The 19860-nt window shown below is 68.8% G+C and carries 18 protein-coding genes; 13 read left to right on the plus strand and 5 right to left on the minus strand.

The features are described from left to right. Positions 1-83: 83 nt before the first annotated feature. Together METFAM1_RS0117965 and pepP are read right to left on the minus strand one after the other, a co-directional pair. Complete coding sequence (locus METFAM1_RS0117965; protein ID WP_019916868.1) at positions 84-1259, minus strand: FAD-dependent monooxygenase; 1176 nt, start codon at positions 1257-1259, stop codon at positions 84-86. Further along, positions 1256-2569 (minus strand): Xaa-Pro aminopeptidase, encoded by a 1314-nt coding sequence (gene pepP / locus METFAM1_RS0117970; protein WP_019916869.1) that lies wholly within the window; start codon positions 2567-2569, stop codon positions 1256-1258. Before pepP ends, METFAM1_RS0117965 begins: the two co-directional genes overlap by 4 nt. Positions 2570-2707: 138 nt before the next feature. Here pepP and METFAM1_RS0117975 point away from each other — a divergent pair, with 138 nt between their 5' ends. The 7 genes from METFAM1_RS0117975 to METFAM1_RS0118005 all read left to right on the plus strand — a co-directional run bounded on the left by METFAM1_RS0117975 (position 2708) and on the right by METFAM1_RS0118005 (position 9187). Next, positions 2708-3388 (plus strand): thermostable hemolysin, encoded by a 681-nt coding sequence (locus METFAM1_RS0117975; protein ID WP_019916870.1) that lies wholly within the window; start codon positions 2708-2710, stop codon positions 3386-3388. Continuing rightward, positions 3385-4854 (plus strand): AMP-binding protein, encoded by a 1470-nt coding sequence (locus tag METFAM1_RS0117980; protein ID WP_019916871.1) that lies wholly within the window; start codon positions 3385-3387, stop codon positions 4852-4854. The genes METFAM1_RS0117975 and METFAM1_RS0117980 overlap by 4 nt, the downstream gene beginning before the upstream one ends. Continuing rightward, the gene (locus METFAM1_RS0117985) at positions 4841-5509 is read left to right on the plus strand and encodes an iron-containing redox enzyme family protein (protein WP_019916873.1); all 669 of its coding nucleotides are present in this window, start codon (positions 4841-4843) and stop codon (positions 5507-5509) included. The genes METFAM1_RS0117980 and METFAM1_RS0117985 overlap by 14 nt, the downstream gene beginning before the upstream one ends. Continuing rightward, the gene (locus tag METFAM1_RS0117990) at positions 5506-6318 is read left to right on the plus strand and encodes an SDR family oxidoreductase (protein ID WP_024300821.1); all 813 of its coding nucleotides are present in this window, start codon (positions 5506-5508) and stop codon (positions 6316-6318) included. Before METFAM1_RS0117985 ends, METFAM1_RS0117990 begins: the two co-directional genes overlap by 4 nt. Continuing rightward, positions 6315-6959: a tetratricopeptide repeat protein gene (locus METFAM1_RS0117995; protein WP_024300822.1), complete on the plus strand. Its 645-nt coding sequence runs from the start codon at positions 6315-6317 to the stop codon at positions 6957-6959. The genes METFAM1_RS0117990 and METFAM1_RS0117995 overlap by 4 nt, the downstream gene beginning before the upstream one ends. Positions 6960-7028: 69 nt before the next feature. Further along, on the plus strand, positions 7029-7709 hold the full coding sequence (locus METFAM1_RS0118000; protein WP_019916878.1) for a response regulator: 681 nt from the start codon (positions 7029-7031) through the stop codon (positions 7707-7709). Beyond that, positions 7709-9187, plus strand: coding sequence for a sensor histidine kinase (locus METFAM1_RS0118005; protein ID WP_019916879.1), 1479 nt, complete (start codon positions 7709-7711; stop codon positions 9185-9187). Before METFAM1_RS0118000 ends, METFAM1_RS0118005 begins: the two co-directional genes overlap by 1 nt. Positions 9188-9193: 6 nt before the next feature. Here the strand turns inward: METFAM1_RS0118005 and murU are convergent, their stop codons facing one another. After that, positions 9194-9883: an N-acetylmuramate alpha-1-phosphate uridylyltransferase MurU gene (gene murU, locus METFAM1_RS0118010; protein WP_019916880.1), complete on the minus strand. Its 690-nt coding sequence runs from the start codon at positions 9881-9883 to the stop codon at positions 9194-9196. After that, on the minus strand, positions 9883-10887 hold the full coding sequence (locus tag METFAM1_RS0118015) for an aminoglycoside phosphotransferase family protein (RefSeq protein ID WP_024300824.1): 1005 nt from the start codon (positions 10885-10887) through the stop codon (positions 9883-9885). Before METFAM1_RS0118015 ends, murU begins: the two co-directional genes overlap by 1 nt. Before the next feature lie 198 nt (positions 10888-11085). On the opposite strand from METFAM1_RS0118015, the gene METFAM1_RS0118020 reads away from it, so the two are divergent. Genes METFAM1_RS0118020 through rsmA form a run of 4 tightly spaced genes read left to right on the plus strand, consistent with a single transcriptional unit; the run spans position 11086 to position 17097 of the window. Beyond that, entirely contained in the window at positions 11086-13971 is a 2886-nt protein-coding gene (locus METFAM1_RS0118020; protein ID WP_232419807.1) for an LPS-assembly protein LptD, read from the plus strand. Positions 13972-13983: 12 nt separating this feature from the next. Then, positions 13984-15318: a peptidylprolyl isomerase gene (locus tag METFAM1_RS0118025; RefSeq protein WP_019916883.1), complete on the plus strand. Its 1335-nt coding sequence runs from the start codon at positions 13984-13986 to the stop codon at positions 15316-15318. Between the two features lie 7 nt (positions 15319-15325). After that, positions 15326-16321, plus strand: coding sequence for a 4-hydroxythreonine-4-phosphate dehydrogenase PdxA (pdxA, locus tag METFAM1_RS0118030; RefSeq protein ID WP_019916884.1), 996 nt, complete (start codon positions 15326-15328; stop codon positions 16319-16321). Beyond that, positions 16321-17097 (plus strand): 16S rRNA (adenine(1518)-N(6)/adenine(1519)-N(6))-dimethyltransferase RsmA, encoded by a 777-nt coding sequence (gene rsmA / locus METFAM1_RS0118035; protein WP_019916885.1) that lies wholly within the window; start codon positions 16321-16323, stop codon positions 17095-17097. The genes pdxA and rsmA overlap by 1 nt, the downstream gene beginning before the upstream one ends. A gap of 5 nt (positions 17098-17102) precedes the next feature. On the opposite strand, the gene METFAM1_RS0118040 is transcribed toward rsmA, so the two are convergent. Continuing rightward, a complete protein-coding gene (locus METFAM1_RS0118040) occupies positions 17103-17300 on the minus strand; it encodes a YgaP family membrane protein (RefSeq protein ID WP_019916887.1) in 198 nt (65 codons plus the stop codon). 179 nt (positions 17301-17479) lie between these two features. Between METFAM1_RS0118040 and METFAM1_RS0118045 the strand changes: the two genes are divergently transcribed. Together METFAM1_RS0118045 and METFAM1_RS0118050 are read left to right on the plus strand one after the other, a co-directional pair. Continuing rightward, positions 17480-19102: a ShlB/FhaC/HecB family hemolysin secretion/activation protein gene (locus METFAM1_RS0118045; protein WP_019916889.1), complete on the plus strand. Its 1623-nt coding sequence runs from the start codon at positions 17480-17482 to the stop codon at positions 19100-19102. 21 nt (positions 19103-19123) lie between these two features. Further along, complete coding sequence (locus METFAM1_RS0118050; protein WP_019916890.1) at positions 19124-19852, plus strand: peptidylprolyl isomerase; 729 nt, start codon at positions 19124-19126, stop codon at positions 19850-19852. Positions 19853-19860 lie beyond the last annotated feature (8 nt).

The following is a 19860-nucleotide window of genomic DNA, read 5'->3' on the forward strand; positions in this document are numbered from 1 at the left end:
CGGCGGGCATCGGGTGCGCGGATTCTAGGGGCCGGCCGGTGCCGCGGCGAGGAACTGCGTCCTCACCGCACTGTTGCCGCCGTTTACCAACCGCGCGCGCCGAACATCATGCGCCGGCCGATGAACTGGCGGGCCGGCGGGCAGGCGTCGAGCAGGGCCAGCGCGGCGCCGCGGGCGTGACCGGCCAGCGGGCCGAGCAGCGGGTGGCCGGCACCGATGCCGAAGATGCGCACCAGCGCGTCGGTAAAACCGCCGGTCGCCGCACGGTCGGTGCGGCGCAGCCGGCCGTAGCGTTCGAGCACCGCGGCAATGTCGCCTTCGCCGCGCGCCAGCACCGGGAGCAGGCACTCGGCCAGCTGGCCGACGTCGCGCAGTGCGAGATTCAGCCCCTGGCCGGCCACCGGATGCAGCGTCTGGGCGGCATTGCCCAGCCAGACCTGATGTCCGCGTACGACCTCGGCGCGCATGCGCAACGTCAGTGGCCAGGCACTGCGCGGGCCGAGTCCGGAAAACTGCACGCGGCCGCCGAGCGCGGCCGACAGGCGGGCCAGGAACTGCGCATCCGGCTCGTCGCGCAGTGCGGTGGCTTCGGCCGCCGCACAGGTGAATACGACGGCGTAGTCGCGGCCGCAGGGCAGCAGCGCGACCGGTCCGTCCGGCGTGAAGCGCTCAAAAGCGACGTGACCGTGCGGACGCACCGGCGTGGCCAGCGCGATCACTGCGTGCTGACCGTAGTCGCGGCTGCGCACCAGTGCTTCGTCGTCGGCGATGCGGCCTTCGCACCAGATCAGTACCCGTGTGGCGAAGGTGGCGGCAGCGGTGTCGACCTGGACCACGTCGCCGTCCTCGCGGGCGCCGGTGACCGCGAGTTCGTGCCGCACATCCAGGCCGAGCGCCTGCGCGCGGCTGCGCAAGGCACGCACCACGGTGCCGGCGCGGGCAACGTGGCCCAGCGCGTCGAGGCCGTAGTCGGCGGCGCGCAGTTCGGTGCGGCCGAAATGGCCGCGCTGCGAAATGTGGATGGTGCCGATCGGCGTCGCGTCGGCGGCCGGCCAGGCCTGCAGTGTGCGCAGGATGTCGCGCGAGCCGGCCGACAGCGCGATCACGCGGCTGTCTTCCAGCGCGCGCTCGGCCGTGCCAGCGTCGGCGACCAGCACCTGCAGGCCGGCGGCGCGCAAGGCGCAGCCGGCGGCCAGCCCGACCGGACCGGCGCCGACGATGAAGGCATCGAGCGGCGGTGCGACGACGACCTCGCTCATCCGCGCGCCTCGGCCATCACGGCTTCGATGTCGGCAACGGTCTTGGGCGCGGCCGCGGTGTAGATGTCGCAGCCGTCGGCGGTGACGATGACGTCGTCCTCGATGCGGATGCCGATGTTCCAGAAGGCCTCCGGCACGTCGTCGGCCGGCCGGATGTAGCAGCCGGGCTCGACCGTCAGCACCATGCCCGCTTCGAGCGCGCGCCATTCGTTCGGGCCGCCGCCGCGCGGACGGTACTCGCCGGCGTCATGCACGTCCATGCCCAGCCAGTGGCCGGTGCGGTGCATGTAGAAGCGGCGGTAGTCGCCCTTGTCGATCACTTCGTCCAGCGAGCCCTGGAGCAGTCCGAGGTCCAGCATGCCCTGCGCCAGCACCTTGACCGCGGCGTCGTGGTAGTCGATGAAGCGCGCGCCCGGCTTCACCTCGGCGAAGGCGGCGGTCTGCGAATCCAGCACCAGTTGATAGACTTCGCGCTGTGCCGCGTTGAAGCGGCCGCTGACCGGCCAGGTGCGGGTGATGTCCGAGGCGTAGCCGCCCAGTTCGCAGCCGGCGTCGATCAGCAGCAGATCGCCGCCGCGCAGTTCGGCGTCGTTCGATACGTAGTGCAGCACGCAGGCGTTGGCGCCGCCGGCCACGATGGAACCGTAGGCCGGTGCCTCCGAACCGCTGCGGCGGAACTCGTGCAGGATTTCCGCCTCGATCTCGTATTCCATCGCGCCCGGGCGGGTGGCCTGCATCGCGCGCCGGTGGGCGCGGGCGGAAATGTCGGCGGCGCGGCGCATCAGCGCCTGTTCGTGCAGATCCTTGATCAGCCGCATGTCGTCCAGCGGCTGGCGGATGTCCAGCAGTTCGGCCGGTGCCTGGCGGCCGGCGCGTACCTGGGCGCGCACCGCGTTCAGCGCGGCCATCATGCGCTGATCCCAGGCCGCGTCCTCGCCGATCACGTAGTGCAGGCGCGGCTGGTTGGCCAGCAGATCGGGCAGCTTCGCGTCCAGTTCGCCATATACATAGGCCTCGTCGAAGCCGAATTTCTCGCGCGCGGCGCCGGGGCCATGCCGCCAGCCGTCCCAGATTTCCCTTTCCTCGTTCTTTTCGCGGCAGAACAGGATGCTGCGCGGGCTGTCGCCGGCAACCAGCACCAGCACCGCTTCCGGTTCGGCGAAGCCGGTCAGGTAGTAGAAATAGCTGTCGTGGCGGTAGCCGTAGTGGGTGTCGCGGTTGCGCGCGCGTTCGGGGGCGGTGGCAATGACGGCCACGCCCGTCCCCATGCGTTCGATCAGGCGGGCGCGGCGTTCGGAATAGGGATGCATGTCGGGTTCCGGCGTTCGTTCAGGACGTGAGTTTAGGGCTTCCGGCGCCGGAAACGTTCTGTTGCAGGCCGGCCAGGGCAGTTAAGGGCCGGTTAATCTTGAGCCGCGAGCATGCCTCCATCGAAAAGGAGGCAAGCGATGCCGCACACCGCCGCGCTGATTGCACTGACCCCGCTGCAGGCCCGTTCCGGAGGGAGCGCCTCATTGCGCGCCTGCGTCATCGGGCTGCGCATGCCCGACGATGAGGGCGAACCCGTTCTGGAAGTGCTCGGCCACGGTCACCCGGCGCGGGCCTCGCTCGAACGTTTCATCGCCGGCTGCTTCTTCCGCAGCTACGGCGCGGTGATCCGGCACTTCGCCGACACGCTGCTCGGTGTGCGCGGTGCCGACGGCCAGTGGCAGGCTGCGCTGGGCTATTCGCTGCCGGTGGCAAGACCGCATGTGTTCGTCGAACAGTATCTGGACCTGCCGCTCGAACAGGCGCTGTCGGCGGTGCTGCGCGAGCCGGTTGCGCGGGCCGCGCTGGCCGAGGTCGGCAATATGGCGGCGACCTCCGCCGGCATGGGGCGCCAGCTGATCGCGCTGGCCACCCGCCACCTGTACGCGCGCGGTCTCGATTACGTGGTGTTCACCGCCACCCGCGCGCTGGCCAATTCCTTCGTCCGCCTCGGCATCCCCATCTTTCCGGTGGCACCGGCCGATCCGGCACGGCTGCACGACGGCGAGGAGGGCTGGGGCAGCTACTACCGCAACAGCCCGACCGTCATGGTCGGCCGCATCGTCAGCGGCCTGCACACCGTGGGCGAGCAGGCCGCATGAGCGGCGAACAGCTGTCGCCCTCGCTCGCCGGCTGCGACGGCGTGCTCGACGCCGCTGCGGCGGCTGCGCGTGTCGATACGCTGGCGCGCGAACTGCGTGCGCATAGCGGCGAAGTCGTCGCTCTGCTCGCCGACAACAGCCCGGACTGGCTGCTGGCCGACCGCACGGTGCGCATGGCCGGCCGCGTGCTGCTGCCGCTGCCCACCTTCTTCACCGACGCCCAGTGCCGGCACGCACTCGACGCCGCCGGTGCGCGCCTGCTGCTCACCGATGACCCGGCGCGCGCCGCCGCACTGGGCGCCGAACGTGTCGCAACGGAGGCGGCAGGAACGCTGTCGTTGTTCGGCCGCGGCAAGGTGGCGGCGATGACGCTGCCGCCCGGTACCGCCAAGATCACCTTCACCTCGGGCACCACCGGACAGCCCAAGGGCGTGTGCCTGAGCACGGAACAACTGTCGGCGGTCAGCCGGTCGGTGGCCGGCGTCGCGCGCGAGCTGGGCATCCGCCGCCATCTCTGCATGCTGCCGCTCGCCGTGCTGCTGGAGAACGTGGCGGGCGCCGACGCGGCCTGGCTGGCCGGTGCGCAGTGCGTCGTGCCGCCGCTGGCCGAAGTCGGCCTCAGTGGCTCCAGCCGTTTCGACCCGCGTGCGGCGCTGGCAGCGATCGAGCGCTGGCAGCCCGACAGCCTCATCCTGCTGCCGCAGATGCTCACCGCGCTGGTGGCGGCGGTCGATGCCGGGCTGCCGGCGCCACGCGGCCTGAAGCTGGTCGCGGTCGGCGGCGCGCGCGTGTCGCCCGACCTGATCACGCGTGCGCGCGCACTCGGCATTCCAGCCTGCGAGGGCTACGGACTGTCGGAGGCCGGCTCGGTGGTAGCGCTCAACCTGCCGTCCGATCCGCCGGGCGCGGTCGGTCGCGTGCTGCCGCATCTGCGCGTCGAACTGTCGGCGCGCGGCGAAATCCTGGTCGACGGGCCGCGGCTGCCCGGCTATCTCGGCGCACCGGCGCTGCCGGACGGCCCGCTGGCGACTGGCGACATCGGCCACCTGGACACGGCCGGCCGGCTGCACGTGACCGGCCGCCTGAAGCACCAGATCATCACCAGCTTCGGCCGCAATGTATCGCCCGAGTGGCCGGAAGCCGAACTGCTCGCCTCGCCCGCGGTGGCGCAGGTGGTGGTGTTCGGCGAGGCGCGGCCGACGCTGGCTGCGGTCATCGTGCCGCGCGGCGATCTGCCGGACGCTGCGCTCGATACCGCAGTCGCTGCCGCCAATGCACGGCTGCCCGACTACGCACGCATCGGCGTGTACCTGCGCGCCGATTCCCCCTTTTCCCCCGCCAACGGTCTGGCGACCGACAACGGCCGCGTGCGCCGTGACGCGGTGTGGTCCTGCTACGGCGACCGTATCGCCGACCTGTACGAATGCGGGGATGCCCGCGGAGAGAACCGACATGTCCTTTCATGAACGCCTGCAACACGAAACTGCCGCCGAACGCGCTCAACTGCTGAGCGCGCCCATCATCCAGGACGCGCTGGCCGGCCGTGTCACGCTGCGCCAGTACCGCGCCTTCCTCGGCGAAGCTTTCCACCACGTGCGCCATACGGTGCCGCTGCTGATGGCCTGCGGCGCCCGACTGCCGGCACGGCACGAATCGCTGCGCCGCGCCGTGGCTGAGTACATCGACGAGGAAATCGGTCACGAGGAATGGATACTCGACGACATCGTGGCCTGCGGCGGCGACCGCGAAACGGCGCGCATGTCCGAACCGGCCGTCGAGACCGAACTGATGGTGTCCTACGCCTACGACTGCATCGCACGCAAGAATCCGGTCGGCTTCTTCGGCATGGTGCATGTGCTCGAAGGCACCAGCGTGCAGATCGCGACCACGGCCGCCGAGCGCATCGCGCAGACGCTGCATCTGCCGCCGGCCGCCTTCACCTACCTGAATTCGCACGGCAGCCTGGACCAGGACCACGTGCGCTTCTTCGCCACGCTGATGGATGGCCTCGACGACGAGGACGACCGGCAGGCGGTCATTCACGTGGCGCGCGTGATGTTCCGCCTTTACGGCGACATCTTCCGCGCGCTGCCCACCTGCGACGAGGCGTGCGCGGCATGACCAAGGGACTGAAGATCGTGCTGACCGGCGCGGCCGGCGGCATCGGCAGTGCGATGGCACACGCGCTGGCGCCGCGCGCTGCCGCGCTGCTGCTGGTCGGCCGCGACCCGTCGAAGCTGGCGACGCTGGCCGACGACCTGGTGCGCCGGACGCCCGGCACGCAGGTGCGTACCGTTGCTGCCGATCTCGGCACGGCCGCAGGGCGCGCTGCCGTGGTGATCGCCGCCGAGACGCTGCCCGGCGGGCCCGACCTGCTCATCAACAATGCCGGCGTCAGCGAACTGGCCTGGTTCGAGGACCAGTCGGACGCGCAGATCGAGCGCATCGTGCATACCAATGTTGTCGCGCCGATGCTGCTGACGCACGCGCTGCTGCCGGCGCTGCACCGGCAGCAGCGGGCGCAGGTGGTCAATGTCGGCTCCATCCTCGGCGACATCGGTCACCCGGGCAGCGTCGCCTACTGCGCCAGCAAGTTCGCGCTGCGCGGCTTCACCGAAGCGCTGCGCCGCGAACTGGCGGGCAGCCGCGTGCAGCTGCGCTACCTGGCGCCGCGCGCCACCCGTACCGCGCTGAACAGTCCGGCGCAGATGGCACTGAACGCCGAACTGGGCGTCGCCAGCGATACCCCCGAACACGTTGCCGCCGAATTGCTGAAGCTGCTCGACGGCGCGCGTGCCGAGCGCCATCTGGGCTGGCCCGAAAAGCTGTTCGTCCGCATCAACCGCCTGCTGCCTTCGCTGGTCGATTCCAGCCTGGCGAAGCAGCTGTCCGTCATCCGTCGTCACGCACAACAGGGAGTCAAATCGTGAACGCATTCTTTCGCGCCTCGTGCGCGTTGTTCGCAGCACTGGTCATTGCACCGGCCTTCGCCGGTGTGGACGAGTCGGTCGCCAAGCTGCAGACCGAGTGGGAACAGATCAAGTACCGGCAACCGGCCGACAAGCAGGAACAGGCTTTCGAGGCGCTGAGCAAGGAAGCGGCGGCGGTGCGCGCCGAACATCCGGACCGCGCCGAAGCGGACATCTGGTACGGAATCATCGTCGCCAGCCACGCTGGCGCGAAGGGCGGGCTGGGTGCGCTGTCGCTGGTCAAGGACGCGCGCTCGGCGCTGGAAAAAGCGCTGGCCAAGAACCCGAACGCGCTCGACGGATCGGCCTACACCAGCCTGGGTTCGCTCTACTACCAGGTGCCGGGCTGGCCGATCGGCTTCGGCGACAAGGACAAGGCGCGCGAACTGCTGACCAAGGCGCTGACCATCAATCCGAAGGGCATCGACAGCAACTACTTCATGGGCGACTTCCTGTACCGCAACGGCGAGTACGAGAAGGCACGCACCTCGCTCGAGGCGGCGCTGCAGGCGCCGGCCCGCCCGAACCGTCCGCTGGCTGACGAAGGGCGGCGCAAGGAGATCGAGGCGCTGCTGGTCAAGGTGCGCGAGAAGCTGAAGTAGGTCGATGTACTGCACGAACGTCCGCCTGGAGCGACAATGACGGCTTTCCGTTACGGCGTGTCCAGACCGATGAAGGTTCTGCTGGTTGAAGACGACGAGTTGCTGGGGGCCGGCATCCGCGATGCGCTCGAACGCGCGCGCTACACGGTCGAGTGGGTGCGCGACGGCGCACAGGCGCTGGCCGCGCTGCGCGGCGGCGGCGTCGACATGGCGGTGCTCGATCTCGGCCTGCCACGGCTCGACGGCATGGACGTGCTGCGGCGCGCGCGCGAGGCGGGCGTCACGACGCCGGTGCTGGTGCTCAGCGCCCGTGACACGACGGCGCAGCGCATCGGCGGGCTGGACGCCGGCGCCGACGACTACCTGACCAAGCCCTTCGACCTCGACGAACTGCTGGCCCGGCTGCGGGTGCTCGAACGACGCACCCGCGGCACCGTCGTCAACCTGATTCGCTACGGCAGCATCACGCTGGATACGGCAGGCCTGACGGTGAGCATCGACGACCGGCCGGTCGAACTGCAGCGGCGCGAGTTCATGGTGCTGCGTCGCCTGCTGGAGAACATCGGCCACGTGCTGAGCCGGCAGCAACTGGTGGAGAACATCTACGGCTGGGACAGCGACCTCGAAAGCAATGCGCTGGACGTGCACATCCACAATCTGCGCAAGAAATTCCACCCCGAACTGATACGCACCGTGCGCGGTGTCGGCTACGTGATCGACCCGCTGCCGGCAACTCGGCAGGGCAAGTGATGCGGCCGTTCCGCGGCATGTCGATACGGGCGCTGCTGCTGGCCGGCAGCGCCCTCATCCTGCTGTGCGTGATCGGCACCACCGCGGTACTCGCGGTGATGGCCGGGCAGGACGAGGCCGACGAACTGTTCGACGCCCGTCTCGCCACCTCGGCGCGGGTGCTCGAAAGCCTGCTCGCGCAACAGGTCGAGCACGCCACCATCAATGCACCGCTGGTCATGTCGCTGCCGGAGCCGCTGGCCGACATGGCGCACGAGCACGACGCCGAACTGGCCGGAAAGCCGGGTTTCGCACTGCTGTGGATACTGCAGGAGTGGCTGTTCGGTCATCACGACGTGGAAACGCCGCTCGGACACGAGTACGAAACGCATATCGCCTATCAGGTCTGGAGTGCGGATTCCGGCGGCGCCGCCCATCGCCTGTTGGCGCGCTCGTCGTCGGCACCGGAAAGACCGTTCGCGCCGATGAAGGCCGGCTTCAGCGATCACGACCTCGACGACGGCATGTGGCGCGTGTTCGTACTGCAGGCCGGCGAGGTGTGGGTGCAGGTGGCCGAGCGCACCGATGCACGCGCCGAACTGACGGCCAAGCTGGGCTGGGCCACCGGCGCGCCGCTGCTGGTCGGCCTGCTGGTCGTATTGCTGCTGAACGCGCTGCTGATCGGCTACGGTCTGGCGCCGCTGTCGGAAATGGCCGAGCGCATCGCCGCTCGCCGCCCGCAGGACGATCAGCCTCTGACGCTGTCGCGCGTGCCGCGGGAAATGGCGCCGGTGCTCAGCGCGCTGAATGCGCTGTTCGAACGGGTGCGCAGCACGCTGGAGCGCGAGCGGCGCTTCATCGATTCCGCCGCGCACGAGTTGCGCACGCCGCTGGCCGCGCTGCGCATCCACGCGCAGAACGCCCGCCGCGCGGAAGACGCGATGCAGCGCGACAAGTCGCTCGACAGCCTGCTCGAAGGGGTGGCGCGCACTGTGCATCTGGCCGAACAGATGCTGGCGCACAGCCGCGCCGGCCGCGCCACGCACGACATGGCAGTGTCTCTGCGCGACGTGGTGTCCGACGCGGTGGCGCAGCGGCTGCCGGCCTGCGAATCGAGCGGCCATCTGCTGGCCTTCGAAAGCTGCGAAGATCCGCTGATCATGCGGGCTGACCCCACAGGCCTGTCCAGCATGGCGGGCAACCTGATCGACAACGCGCAGCGTTACGCACCACCGGGGACGACCATCACCGTGCGCCTGGCGCGCGACGGAGACGTGGCACGCCTGGCCGTCATCGATGCCGGGCCGGGTATCCCGCCTGAACTGCGCGAGCGCGTGTTCGAGCCGTATTTCCGCATTCCCGGATCGGCGGGCAGCGGCACCGGGCTGGGTCTGGCCATCGTGCGCGAGGTGGTCGAGCGCTTGGGCGGCGACATCGAATTGCGCGATGCGGACGGTGGCGGCATGCACATCGATCTACGTCTGCCGCTGGCCGCCTGATCGGTTTCAGCCCGCCTTGCGCGCCAGCGCGTCGACCTCGGCCAGCCGCTGCGGCGTACCGACGTCGTGCCAGTGGCCGCGGTGCAGTGCGCCGCTGACGCGGCCTTCGCGCATCGCTGCCCGCAGCAGTGGTGCGAGCTTGGCCGGCGCGTCCGGATCGAGGCCGTCGAACAGCGACGGGTGATAGGCGCCGATGCCGGAGAAGGTGAGCCGGCCGTCGTTCTCATCGAGTACGCGGTCGTCACGCAACACGAAGTCGCCACCCGGGTTGTGCGCCGGGTTCGGAACCAGCAGCAGATGGGCGAGGTCGCCGTCGGCGCGCAGCGCCGATGCCGCGCGCGCGAGCGCCGTGAAGTCGGCGTCGCACCAGATGTCGCCATTGACGACTACGAAGGGCGCATCGCCGAGCAGCTGGCGCGCGTGCGCGATGCCGCCGGCGGTCTCCAGCGCGCCTTCGGGCTCGGCCGACCAGGCGATGCGCACGCCGAGCGCACCGCCGTCGCCCAGTGCCTCGACCAGCTTGTGGCCGAGGTGGGCGTGGTTGATCACGAGGTCGGTGACGCCGGCCGCCCGCAGTGCTTCGATGTGCCAGACGATGAGCGGCCGGCCGCCGACTTCGAGCAGCGGCTTCGGCAGGTGATCGGTCAGTGGGCGCATGCGCTCGCCGCGGCCGGCGGCGAGGATGATGGCCTTCATCAGAAGGTGTAGCCGACCTGCGGCGTCACGCCTTCGAGCCGGTCCAGCAGTTTCGCCAGCGGTGCGAGATCGCGGTAGCGGCGGACGGTGGCGCGCAGGTGGTTCAGTACGCGCGGCATATCCTTCAGATAGCCGTCCTTGCCGTCGCGGTGGTACAGGCGGGCGAAGATGCCCAGTACCTTCAGGTGGCGCTGCGCGCCCATGAACTCGTAATCGCGGTGGAAGTCGGCGAAGTCCTCGCGCACCGGCAGACCGGCGCGTTTCGCGTCCTGCCAGTAGCGGATGAGCCAGTCCAGCGTCTGTTCCTCTTCCCAAGCGATGTAGGCGTCCTTGAACAGGCTGACCAGGTCGTAGCTGATCGGACCGTAGACTGCGTCCTGGAAATCGAGCACGCCCGGGTTGGGCATCGTCACCATCAGGTTGCGGCTGTGGTAGTCGCGGTGCACGAACACCTGCGGCTCGGCCAGATTCACGTCGAGGATGCGGTCGAACACCTCGTACAGCGCCGTCGTTTCGGCCTCCGACAGTTCGGTCTTCAGGTGACGACCGACGTACCACACCGGGAACAGTTCCATCTCCGCCAGCAGGCGGTCGCGGTCGTACTCGGGCAGCACGCCGGGCCGGCTGGCCTTCTGCATGGCGATCAACGCGGTGGTGGCGTCGAAATAGAGCGCGGGGGCGTTTTCCGCGTCGAGCACATCAAGATAGGTGGTGCTGCCGAGGTCGGATAGCAGCAGGAAACCCTTTTCAACGTCCTGCGCGCGCAGCGCAGGCACATGGGCGCCGGCTGCCTCGAACAGCGCCTGCACGGCGACGAAGGGGCGGCAGTCTTCCTGCGGCGGTGGCGCGTCCATCGCGATGTGGGTGCTGCCGTCGGCCAGCGTGACGCGGAAGTAGCGGCGGAAGCTGGCGTCGGCCGAGGCCGGGCGGATGTCGAGCGTCTGGCCGGGAAACTGCGCCTGCAGCCAGGCAGTGAGCGCGTCGAGGCGCGGATCTTGGGTCATGTTCGGTCGGTTCGGGGTGGCCGGACGGCGGGCCGGCGTCGCGATCTGCAAATTGTTGCCATCGCCGGCCGGCAACCGGGTCGCGTTTGATAAGATGCGCGATTCTATAACGCGGCTGCGTGCAAGCCGGCGATCCGTCGCCCGGGCGCGAAAGCCGGAGTTCAACCCGCGATCAGCCCGCTTCCAGCCCTCTCATTCGTGCTCAGGCGTTCCGTCATTCTCTATCTGGCCTGGATGGCCTGCGGCGCGCAGGCGGCCGATGCACTTCCGTCGCTGAAGGTCGATCCGTCCCTGGTGCCGCCGTCGCAGCGGCCGGCCAAGACGGGCGCCGCCAAGCCGGCCGCTGCGCCGACGCAGCCGGCCGCGACCGGCGGCGCTGCGGCGACGGCCGAGACGCCGGCCGCTGCACCGGGCGTGGAAGTGTTTCCGGTGGCGACGCCGGGACAGCCGGCGGCTGAGGCACCTGTTGCCGTCGAAGCGGCGCCAGCGCCCGTCCCGACTCCGGCACCAGCCCTGAAGGCGGCGCCGGCTCCCGTCAAGCAGGCTGCACCGGCCGCTGCGCCTGTCGCACCGGCGACGACGTCGAATGCCCGCAATCTGCCGCCGCTGAAGGTGGACCGTTCGCTGGTCAAGGCGCCCCCCGGAGGGCGTGCAGCGCCGGCGACCGGCCAGGCCGCGCTTGACGAGGCGCCGCCCTACCGCAACGTGACGACGGCGCGCAACATGCCGCCGCTCAAGGTTGACAGATCGCTGATGGGCACGCCACCGGTGGCGCGTCGGCGTGTGCCGGCCGGTCAGACCGGCGAGACCGTCATCGCCGGTGCGCCGGCCGCGCAGGAAGCGGACGTCACCGGCGCGCTGCCGCCGCAGGTTCCGGAGGACGACGAGACGCGCATGCTCAAGGGCGCGATCACGCTGTCGGAATACGTCGAGCGCCACCCCGAGTCGCGCGCGACGCTGATCGCCGCCGACCAGCTGGACGGCACCACCGACGCCGTGATGCGTGCCGAAGGTGCGGCCGAACTGCGGCGCGCGACCACTTCGCTGACCGCCGATTCCATCGTCTATGAGCCGCCGACCGACGAACTGCGGGCGCAGGGCAATGTGCGCCTGGTGCGCGGCGAGGACGTGGTCGAGGGCCCGTCCCTCCGTTACCAGTTGACGCGCAGTGAGGGCGTGTTCGACAAGCCGCGCTACACCGTGCGGCGAAATCTGCAGACCGGCGAGAACCTGCGCACCACCACCGGCCGCGGTGAAGCCGATGTGATGGAGTTTCTCGGCGAGAACCGCATCCGGATGGAGAACGCGACCTACTCGACCTGCGGCCCGGACACGCCGGACTGGTATGCCCAGGTCGATACCCTCAATCTCGACTTCGAGTCGGAAGAGGGCGAGGGCCGCAATGGCAAGATCATCTTCAAGGGCGTACCGGTGCTGTATTCGCCCTGGCTTGATTTCTCGCTGAACAATCGCCGCAAGTCGGGTTTCCTGACGCCCACCTTCGGCGTGACCAACCGTACCGGTATCGACCTGCTGATGCCGTACTACTGGAATATCGCGCCGAACATGGACGCCACGATAGGCCTGCGCGTGCTCGGTACGCGTGGCCTGATGTTCAGCAACGAGTTCCGCTATCTGCAGGAAGACTACGCCGGCAAGATGCGGCTCGATTACCTGCCGAGCGATCGTATCGCCGAGCGCGACCGGTATGCCTTCAGCTTCCAGCACGCGCAACAGTTCAATGAGCGCATGACGGGCTCGCTGAACATCAACTCGGTATCGGACCGCGATTACTACACGGACTTGGGCTCGCGCCTCGCCATCACGTCGATCAGCTATCTGCCGCGCGAGGGATCGCTGTCGTATGCCGGGGACTGGTGGACGCTGAGTGCCAAGGCGTCCGAGTACCAGTCGCTGGCCAACCGGCCCGACATCTACCGCCAGATGCCCTCGGTCACGTTCAATGCGCTGCGTTCCGACCTGCCGGGCGGGCTGGTGTTCAGCACGCTGGCCAACTACACCGATTTCCGCATCGACGATGTGACGCGCGACCAGGGGCGCCGCGCCGTCGTCTATCCGCAGCTGTCGCTGCCGATGCGCAACTCCTACATGTTCATCACGCCGAAGGTCGGCGTGCATCTGAGCAATTACGATCTCGATCGCGGAACCGCGAACGCAGCGCAGTCGACCTCGTTGTCGCGCTCGATCCCGATCTTCAGTCTCGATGCCGGCACTGTCTTCGAGCGCGATTCCGACCTGTTCGGTCAGGGCTTCATACAAACCTTCGAACCGCGCATGTACTACGTGCTGTCGACCTACAAGGACCAGTCGAAGTATCCGGTGTTCGACAGTGCGCTGGCCGACTTCAACTTCGCGCAGATCTTCTCGGAGAACGTGTTCGTCGGTCAGGACCGCATCGCCGACAGCAATCAGGTCACGACGGCCGCGATCTCGCGTTTCATTGATCCGGTCAATGGCGCTGAGCGTGCCCGACTCGCGCTGGGGCAGCGCTTCTACTTCAGCGACCAGCTGGTCACCCTGCCCGGCGGCACGCCCCGTACCGAGCGCGTCGCCAGCACGCTGGCCGCGGTGTCCGGCGAGTTGCTGCCGAAGACCTGGGTCGATGCGGCCGTGCAGTACAACACCGACCTTTCACAGACCGAGCGCTACAACCTGACCATGCGCTGGAATCCGCGTGAGGCGCAGGTGCTGAACGCGTCCTACCGTTTCCGCCGCGCCTCGACCACGATTGGAGACGTGCGTGATCTCGACCTGTCGGCGCAGTGGCCGCTGACCAACCGCTGGTACGCTGTGGCGCGCCACAACTATTCGATCGCCGAGCGGCGACTGGTCGAAGGGCTGGCCGGTTTCGAGTACAACGGCGGCTGCTGGGTCGGCCGCTTCGTGTTCCAGCGTATCGCCACTAATGTGCAACGTACCCGCACCGCGCTGTTCTTCCAGCTCGAACTCAACGACTTTTCGCGCATCGGTTCCAACCCGCTCGATGCACTCAAGCGCAGCATTCCCGGCTACGGCCAGATCAACCAGAGTGCCGCCGACCCGATTTTCGGCGACGATTTCTGACGGACTTATCCAATGCTGAACAAACTGATTCCGGCCTGCCTGCTGGCCGTTCTGGGCTTTCTCGGCGCGGCAGTGGCGCAGGCCCAGCCGAACGGCCAGGCAGAGCCCTCCGACGTGGTCGAGGTCGATCGAATCGTTGCCGTGGTCAATAGCGACGCGATCACCCTGTTCGAACTGCGCTCGCGTACCGACCAGGCCATCGCCCAGCTGCGCGGTCGCAACGTGACGCCGCCACCGCGCGAGGACTTCGAGCGCCAGGTGCTGGAGCGGATGATTTACGAGAAGGTGCAGCTGCAGCATGCGGAAGAGACGCAGATGCGCATCGACGACCGCATGCTCGAAGCGGCGCTCGGACGCATCGCCGAGAGCAACAACATGAATGCGACCCAGCTGCGTTCGGCGGTCGAGCGCGACGGCATACCGTGGCCGCGCTTCCGCGAAGACATCCGTAAGGAAATCATCCTCAGCCGCCTGCGTGACCGCGAGGTCGAAAGCCGCGTTGTGGTGACCGAGGGCGAGATCGACAACTATCTCGCCAACCCGGAGCGCAAGGCCGACCAGCGCGAAGAATTCAATGTGTCGCACATCCTGCTGCGCGTACCCGAAGGGGCGAGCCCGGAGACGCTGCTGCGCTTGAAGGCACGCGCCGACGCGGCAATGGAGCAGCTGGCCAAGGGCGAGGATTTCGCCCGCGTTGCGGCTTCGTATTCCGATGCGCCGGACGCGCTGTCCGGCGGCAGCCTGGGCTGGCGCCCGCTCGACCGCCTGCCGCAGCTGTTCGCCGACATGCTGCCCAATCTGAAGCCGGGGCAGGTGAGCGAGGTGATGCGCAGCCCGGCCGGTTTTCACATCATGAAGCTGGTCGACAAGCGCGGCGGCGAGGGCGCCGGCGATGCGCGCGTCAGTCAGACGCGCGCCCGCCACATCCTGATCAAGACCTCGGAAGTGGTGAATGACGCCGAGGCGCGTCGCCGCCTGATCAGCATCAAGGAGCGCCTGGACAACGGTGGCGATTTCGAGGAACTGGCACGTTCCAACTCGCAGGATCTGTCGGCCGCCAAGGGCGGCGATCTCGGCTGGCTCTACCCGGGCGACACGGTGCCCGAGTTCGAGAAGGTGATGAACGCGCTTGAACCGGGCAAGACGAGCGAACCGGTGCAGTCGCCCTTCGGCTGGCATCTGATCCAGGTGGTCGAGCGCCGGGTGGAGGACGTGTCGACCGAACGTCAGCGTGCCGCCGCCCGCCTCGCGCTGCGCGAGCGCAAGGCGGAAGAGGTCTATCAGGACTGGGTGCGTCAGCTGCGCGATCGCGCTTACGTCGAAATCCGTCTGAACGACGAGCGATGAGAGCGCGGTGAACCGGCCCCGCATCGCAGTCACCAGCGGCGAACCGGCCGGGGTCGGGCCCGAACTGTGCGCGGCCCTGAGCGGCCGACGCTTCGCCGCCCGACTGGTGGTGCTTGGCGACGCCGGCCTGATCGCCGAGCGCGCGCGGGCGGCCGGCCTGCAGGTGCGACTGCGCGCGTATGACCCGGCAAGCGACGCCGACGACGGTGCGCTCGAAGTGCTGCACCTGCCGCTGGCCGTGCCGTCGGTCGCCGGGCGACTCGACGTCGCCAACGCCCGCTACGTACTGTCGCTGCTCGACCGCGCGCGCGACGGCTGCGTCAGCGGCGAGTTCGCCGCCATGGTCACGGCACCGCTGCACAAGGGCGTCATCAACGACGCCGGCGTGCCCTTTTCCGGTCACACCGAATACCTGGCCGACAGCACCGGCACGCCGCGCGTCGTCATGATGCTGGCCGGCCGTACCGGCGCGAACGCCGACGGCCCCTGGCTGCGCGTTGCGCTGGCCACCACGCATCTGCCGCTGACGGCCGTGCCGGCCGCCATCACCCGTGAATCGCTGACGCAGACGCTGCGCATCCTCGATGCCGACCTGCGCACCCGCTTCGGCATCGCCCGCCCGCACATCGTCGTCGCCGGCCTCAATCCGCACGCCGGGGAGGGCGGCCACATGGGGCGCGAGGAGATCGACGTGATTGCGCCGGTGCTCGACGCGCTGCGCGCCGAGGGGCTGGACCTCGAAGGCCCGCTACCGGCCGACACGCTGTTCGTGCCGCGCCATCTCGATGGCGCCGACGCGGTGCTGGCGATGTTCCACGACCAGGGCCTGCCGGTGCTGAAGTACGCCACCTTCGGTCACGGCATCAACATCACGCTGGGGCTGCCCATCGTCCGTACCTCGGTCGATCACGGCACCGCACTCGACCTGGCCGGCAGCGGCCGCGCCGACCCCGGCAGTCTGATCGAGGCGGTGGATGCCGCCATTGCGATGAGCCGGCACTGATGGAACAGCACCGCGCCCGCAAGCGCTTCGGTCAGAACTTCCTGGTCGACGGCAACATCATCCGCAAGATCGTCGCGGCCATCGATCCGAAGCCCGATCAGGTGATGGTGGAGATCGGCCCCGGCCTCGGCGCGATGACGCGGCCGGTGACCGAGCGGATCGACCGCCTGCACGTGGTCGAGATCGACCGTGACCTCGCGCAGCGCCTGCGCGAGGGCGATCTGGCGCCCAAGCTGGAAATACACGAAACCGACGCGCTGAAATTCGATTTCGGCGCGCTGGGTGACGACGTGCGGGTGATCGGCAACCTGCCGTACAACATTTCCAGCCCGTTGCTGTTCCACCTCGCCGAGCACGCCGAGCATGTGCGCGACATGACCTTCATGCTGCAGAAGGAGGTGGTGGATCGCATCGTCGCTGCTCCGGACACCGACGAGTACGGCCGGCTGTCGGTCATGCTGCAGTACCGCTTCGAATGCGCCCACCTGTTCGACGTGCCGCCGGGCGCCTTCAGGCCGGCGCCTAAGGTGATGTCGGCCATCGTGCATCTGCGCCCGCGCCCGGTCGAACAGCTGACCGCGCGCGATCCGCTGCTGATGTCGGCCATCGTCAAGGCCGCCTTCGGCCAGCGCCGCAAGACGCTGCGCAACACGCTGCGCGAGCACCTCGATACGGCGGACTGGGACGCACTGGGCATCGACCCGTCACGCCGCGGCGAAACCCTCGAAGTCGCCGACTACGTGCGTATCGCCAACTACTGCAGCGAACGCCGCTGAGATCCTCAGGCGTCCTTGCGGATGCCGCAGGTGCTGATGCCCAGTAGCGGATAGACCGGGCAGAAATTGAACAGCCCGGTCAGCAGCGGTACCACGCCGATATAGCCCCACACGCCGATCTGGCCCATGGCCGCCAGCGCGATCAGCGCGACGCCGACGACGATGCGCAGGATCTTGTCGATGCCGCCCACATTGCTTTTCATGATCGTTCTCCCGAGTAAGTAAGGTGTGACGTCATGGTCCGCGCGGAGCCATCGGCCTTCAGTGACCCAGGTTACACAGCGCGCGCAGGGCCCCGGCGGTTGTCCGCACAGGGCTGTTGACATCGGAAAATGACATAGGGATAGTTGCGCGATCATCGTGAACGAGGTCGCCGCCGGACATGTCGCTCGCCCACCGCATCGTCTGCTGCGCCCTTGCCCTGCTCGGCACGCTCCCGGTGCTGGCGCGCGAGCCGGCCGAGCGCCTGCTCGACGAACAGCGGCAGGCTGCGGAGCGCTCGCGACTGGAACGCGACGCACTGCCCCCTGCAGACGCACCCGCTCCGGCGCTGAACGTGCGGCCCGATTCGGTCGCCGAGGACGGCGTCGTAATCGAGCGGCCATCGATAGAGATCGACGCCGCAGGCCTGCTGCCGGCGCATGCGCTGGCCTCGCTCACCGACGAGTTCTCCTCCGTGTCGCTCGGCGTACGGCGCATCGCGCTGCTGCTTCGCCGCGTGGACGCCCGGCTGGTCGAGGCGGGCTGGATCACCAGCCGGTCCCGTCTGGTCACCCTCGACCCCGCGCGAAGCCTGCTCCGTATCGGGGTGGTACCCGGCCGTGTCGAGGCCATCCGCTCGAACGACGCGCCACCGTCGGCAGTGGCCCGGGCCTTTCCGCTGGCTGCCGGTGACGTATTGACGCAGGAGGCGCTCGAACAGGGCATACAGCAGATCAACCGGCTCCGCATGATGCAGGCTCAGGTGCGTGTGCTGCCGGGAGCGCAGGACGGCGGAAGCGTGATCGACCTCGCGCTGCCGCGCGTACGGAGCACCTCGGTCTCCATCGGCGCCGACAACCTGGGTACGCGGTCGACCGGAACCGGCCGCGCCCGCGTAGGCCTGCGTTTCGGCAATCGCCTCGGACTGTTCGAGGACATCCAGCTCATGCATCTGCGCAGCGCCCACAGTGAGGCCCTGCTGGCGTCGCTGTCGGTGCCCGATGGCTTCAACACCTGGTCGGCGACGCTGTCCGGCTCCAGTTCGGACAGCACGCTCGCCGGGCTGTCCTTCGACAGCTCGGCACGGACTGCCGTTATCGGCTGGAACCTGGTGCTCGCGCTCGACGCAGAGCGACGCGATGCGCTCGATCTGAGCGTCCAGCGCACGCGCATCGCACGCACGCTCGGACCGATCGAACTCGACACCCGGCGCAGCACCGTGGCGCGCCTTGCCTGGAGCCGCACCGGGCGCTTCGGCCAGGCCCAGTACTTCGTAGAACCTTCGCTGTCGGTCGGGCTGCGGTCCTTCGGCGCCGAGGTCGATGCAGAGCGACTGCCGGCCAGTCACACCCACTACCAGTTTGCCAAGTGGTCGCTGGCCGCTGCGGCCGTGGCGCGGGACGACCGCGGGCGCGTCGAATTCGCGTCGCAACTGACGGTACAGCGCACCGGCGTCAGCCTGCCCGGCGCAGAACAGTTGCTGCTCGGAGGATTGAACACGGTGCGCGGCTTTGACGAGGCGGCGGTGGCCGGCGATACCGGCTACCTGCTGCGCTGCGAAGTGCGCTTCCCGACCGCTTTCGGCCGCGACACGCATGTGGGCGCGCCGTTCGTCCATTTCGATCAAGGGGCGACGCGGCTGATCGACGGGCCGCGCATGACACTCGCGGGCGTCGGAGCCGGTGTGCGTGGCAGCACACCGGACTTCGTCTGGGAAGCCGTCATCAGCACACCACTGCGCCGCCCCGAAACGCTTCCCGACAGCGGATGGACCTTCCGCTTTGCCCTTGGCTATGCCATCTGACGGACGCGCACGGAGCACACGATGACCCCGCTTCGAACCTCGATCTGCGTCACGCTGCTGGCATTCGCGGTAGCGGTGTCCGCCGCCAGTCCGCCGGACCAACGCACGGCCGCGGCCGCCGCGACGCAGACCCTTGCGCACGACCTGCTGTGGCGGCGCGCGCTGGCAGCCGGTTTCGATGATGGCGCCGGCGCTTCCGACCCCGACCGGAGGCAGGCGGCGATCGACGCCTACGTCGGCAGCCGCATCCGGCCCGTCGAACCGAGCGAACAGGCGCTGCAGGCGCGCTATCGCGACCTGATCGGGAGGACGGGACCGCAGGAGTACCGCATCAGGCTGCTGCAGAGCGACGACGCCGCGGCCGTGAGGCGGGCGCATGAGCGCGCGCAGGCCGGCGTTCCGTTCGCGCACCTTGCCAGCGAACTGTCCCGCGTGCCGTCGGCTGCGCGTGGGGGAGATCTGGGTTGGGTCGGCTTTGCCTTGCCGCCGACATTGGGGCAGACGAACGGTCTGCCGCTGGAGATTGCCCGTGTGCTGCCGCATCTCGCGCCCGGAGAATTGAGCGAGCCACTGGCGCTGGCCGACAGCTGGGCTCTCGTGCTGCTCGAAGCGGTGCGCGATACGCAGCGGCCGTCTTTCGAAAGCGTGCGCGAAACGCTGCGCGCGCTCTTCCTGCGCGAATCGGCGCTGGCGCAGGCGCGCGCACTGGGTGAGGAAATCGTCCGCGAAGCCATGAGCTCGCGACCGTGAGACAGGAG

The sequence above is a fragment of the Methyloversatilis discipulorum genome (assembly GCF_000527135.1).
Taxonomy (GTDB): Bacteria; Pseudomonadota; Gammaproteobacteria; order Burkholderiales; family Rhodocyclaceae; genus Methyloversatilis; species Methyloversatilis discipulorum.

Coding starts and splice junctions, on each gene's coding strand:
- METFAM1_RS0117965 (WP_019916868.1), bottom strand. CDS start 1,259: ATGAGCGAGGTCGTCGTCGCACCGCCGCTCGATGCCTTCATCGTCGGC.
- pepP (WP_019916869.1), bottom strand. CDS start 2,569: ATGCATCCCTATTCCGAACGCCGCGCCCGCCTGATCGAACGCATGGGG.
- METFAM1_RS0117975 (WP_019916870.1), top strand. CDS start 2,708: ATGCCGCACACCGCCGCGCTGATTGCACTGACCCCGCTGCAGGCCCGT.
- METFAM1_RS0117980 (WP_019916871.1), top strand. CDS start 3,385: ATGAGCGGCGAACAGCTGTCGCCCTCGCTCGCCGGCTGCGACGGCGTG.
- METFAM1_RS0117985 (WP_019916873.1), top strand. CDS start 4,841: ATGTCCTTTCATGAACGCCTGCAACACGAAACTGCCGCCGAACGCGCT.
- METFAM1_RS0117990 (WP_024300821.1), top strand. CDS start 5,506: ATGACCAAGGGACTGAAGATCGTGCTGACCGGCGCGGCCGGCGGCATC.
- METFAM1_RS0118000 (WP_019916878.1), top strand. CDS start 7,029: ATGAAGGTTCTGCTGGTTGAAGACGACGAGTTGCTGGGGGCCGGCATC.
- METFAM1_RS0118005 (WP_019916879.1), top strand. CDS start 7,709: ATGCGGCCGTTCCGCGGCATGTCGATACGGGCGCTGCTGCTGGCCGGC.
- murU (WP_019916880.1), bottom strand. CDS start 9,883: ATGAAGGCCATCATCCTCGCCGCCGGCCGCGGCGAGCGCATGCGCCCA.
- METFAM1_RS0118015 (WP_024300824.1), bottom strand. CDS start 10,887: ATGACCCAAGATCCGCGCCTCGACGCGCTCACTGCCTGGCTGCAGGCG.
- METFAM1_RS0118025 (WP_019916883.1), top strand. CDS start 13,984: ATGCTGAACAAACTGATTCCGGCCTGCCTGCTGGCCGTTCTGGGCTTT.
- rsmA (WP_019916885.1), top strand. CDS start 16,321: ATGGAACAGCACCGCGCCCGCAAGCGCTTCGGTCAGAACTTCCTGGTC.
- METFAM1_RS0118040 (WP_019916887.1), bottom strand. CDS start 17,300: ATGAAAAGCAATGTGGGCGGCATCGACAAGATCCTGCGCATCGTCGTC.
- METFAM1_RS0118045 (WP_019916889.1), top strand. CDS start 17,480: ATGTCGCTCGCCCACCGCATCGTCTGCTGCGCCCTTGCCCTGCTCGGC.
- METFAM1_RS0118050 (WP_019916890.1), top strand. CDS start 19,124: ATGACCCCGCTTCGAACCTCGATCTGCGTCACGCTGCTGGCATTCGCG.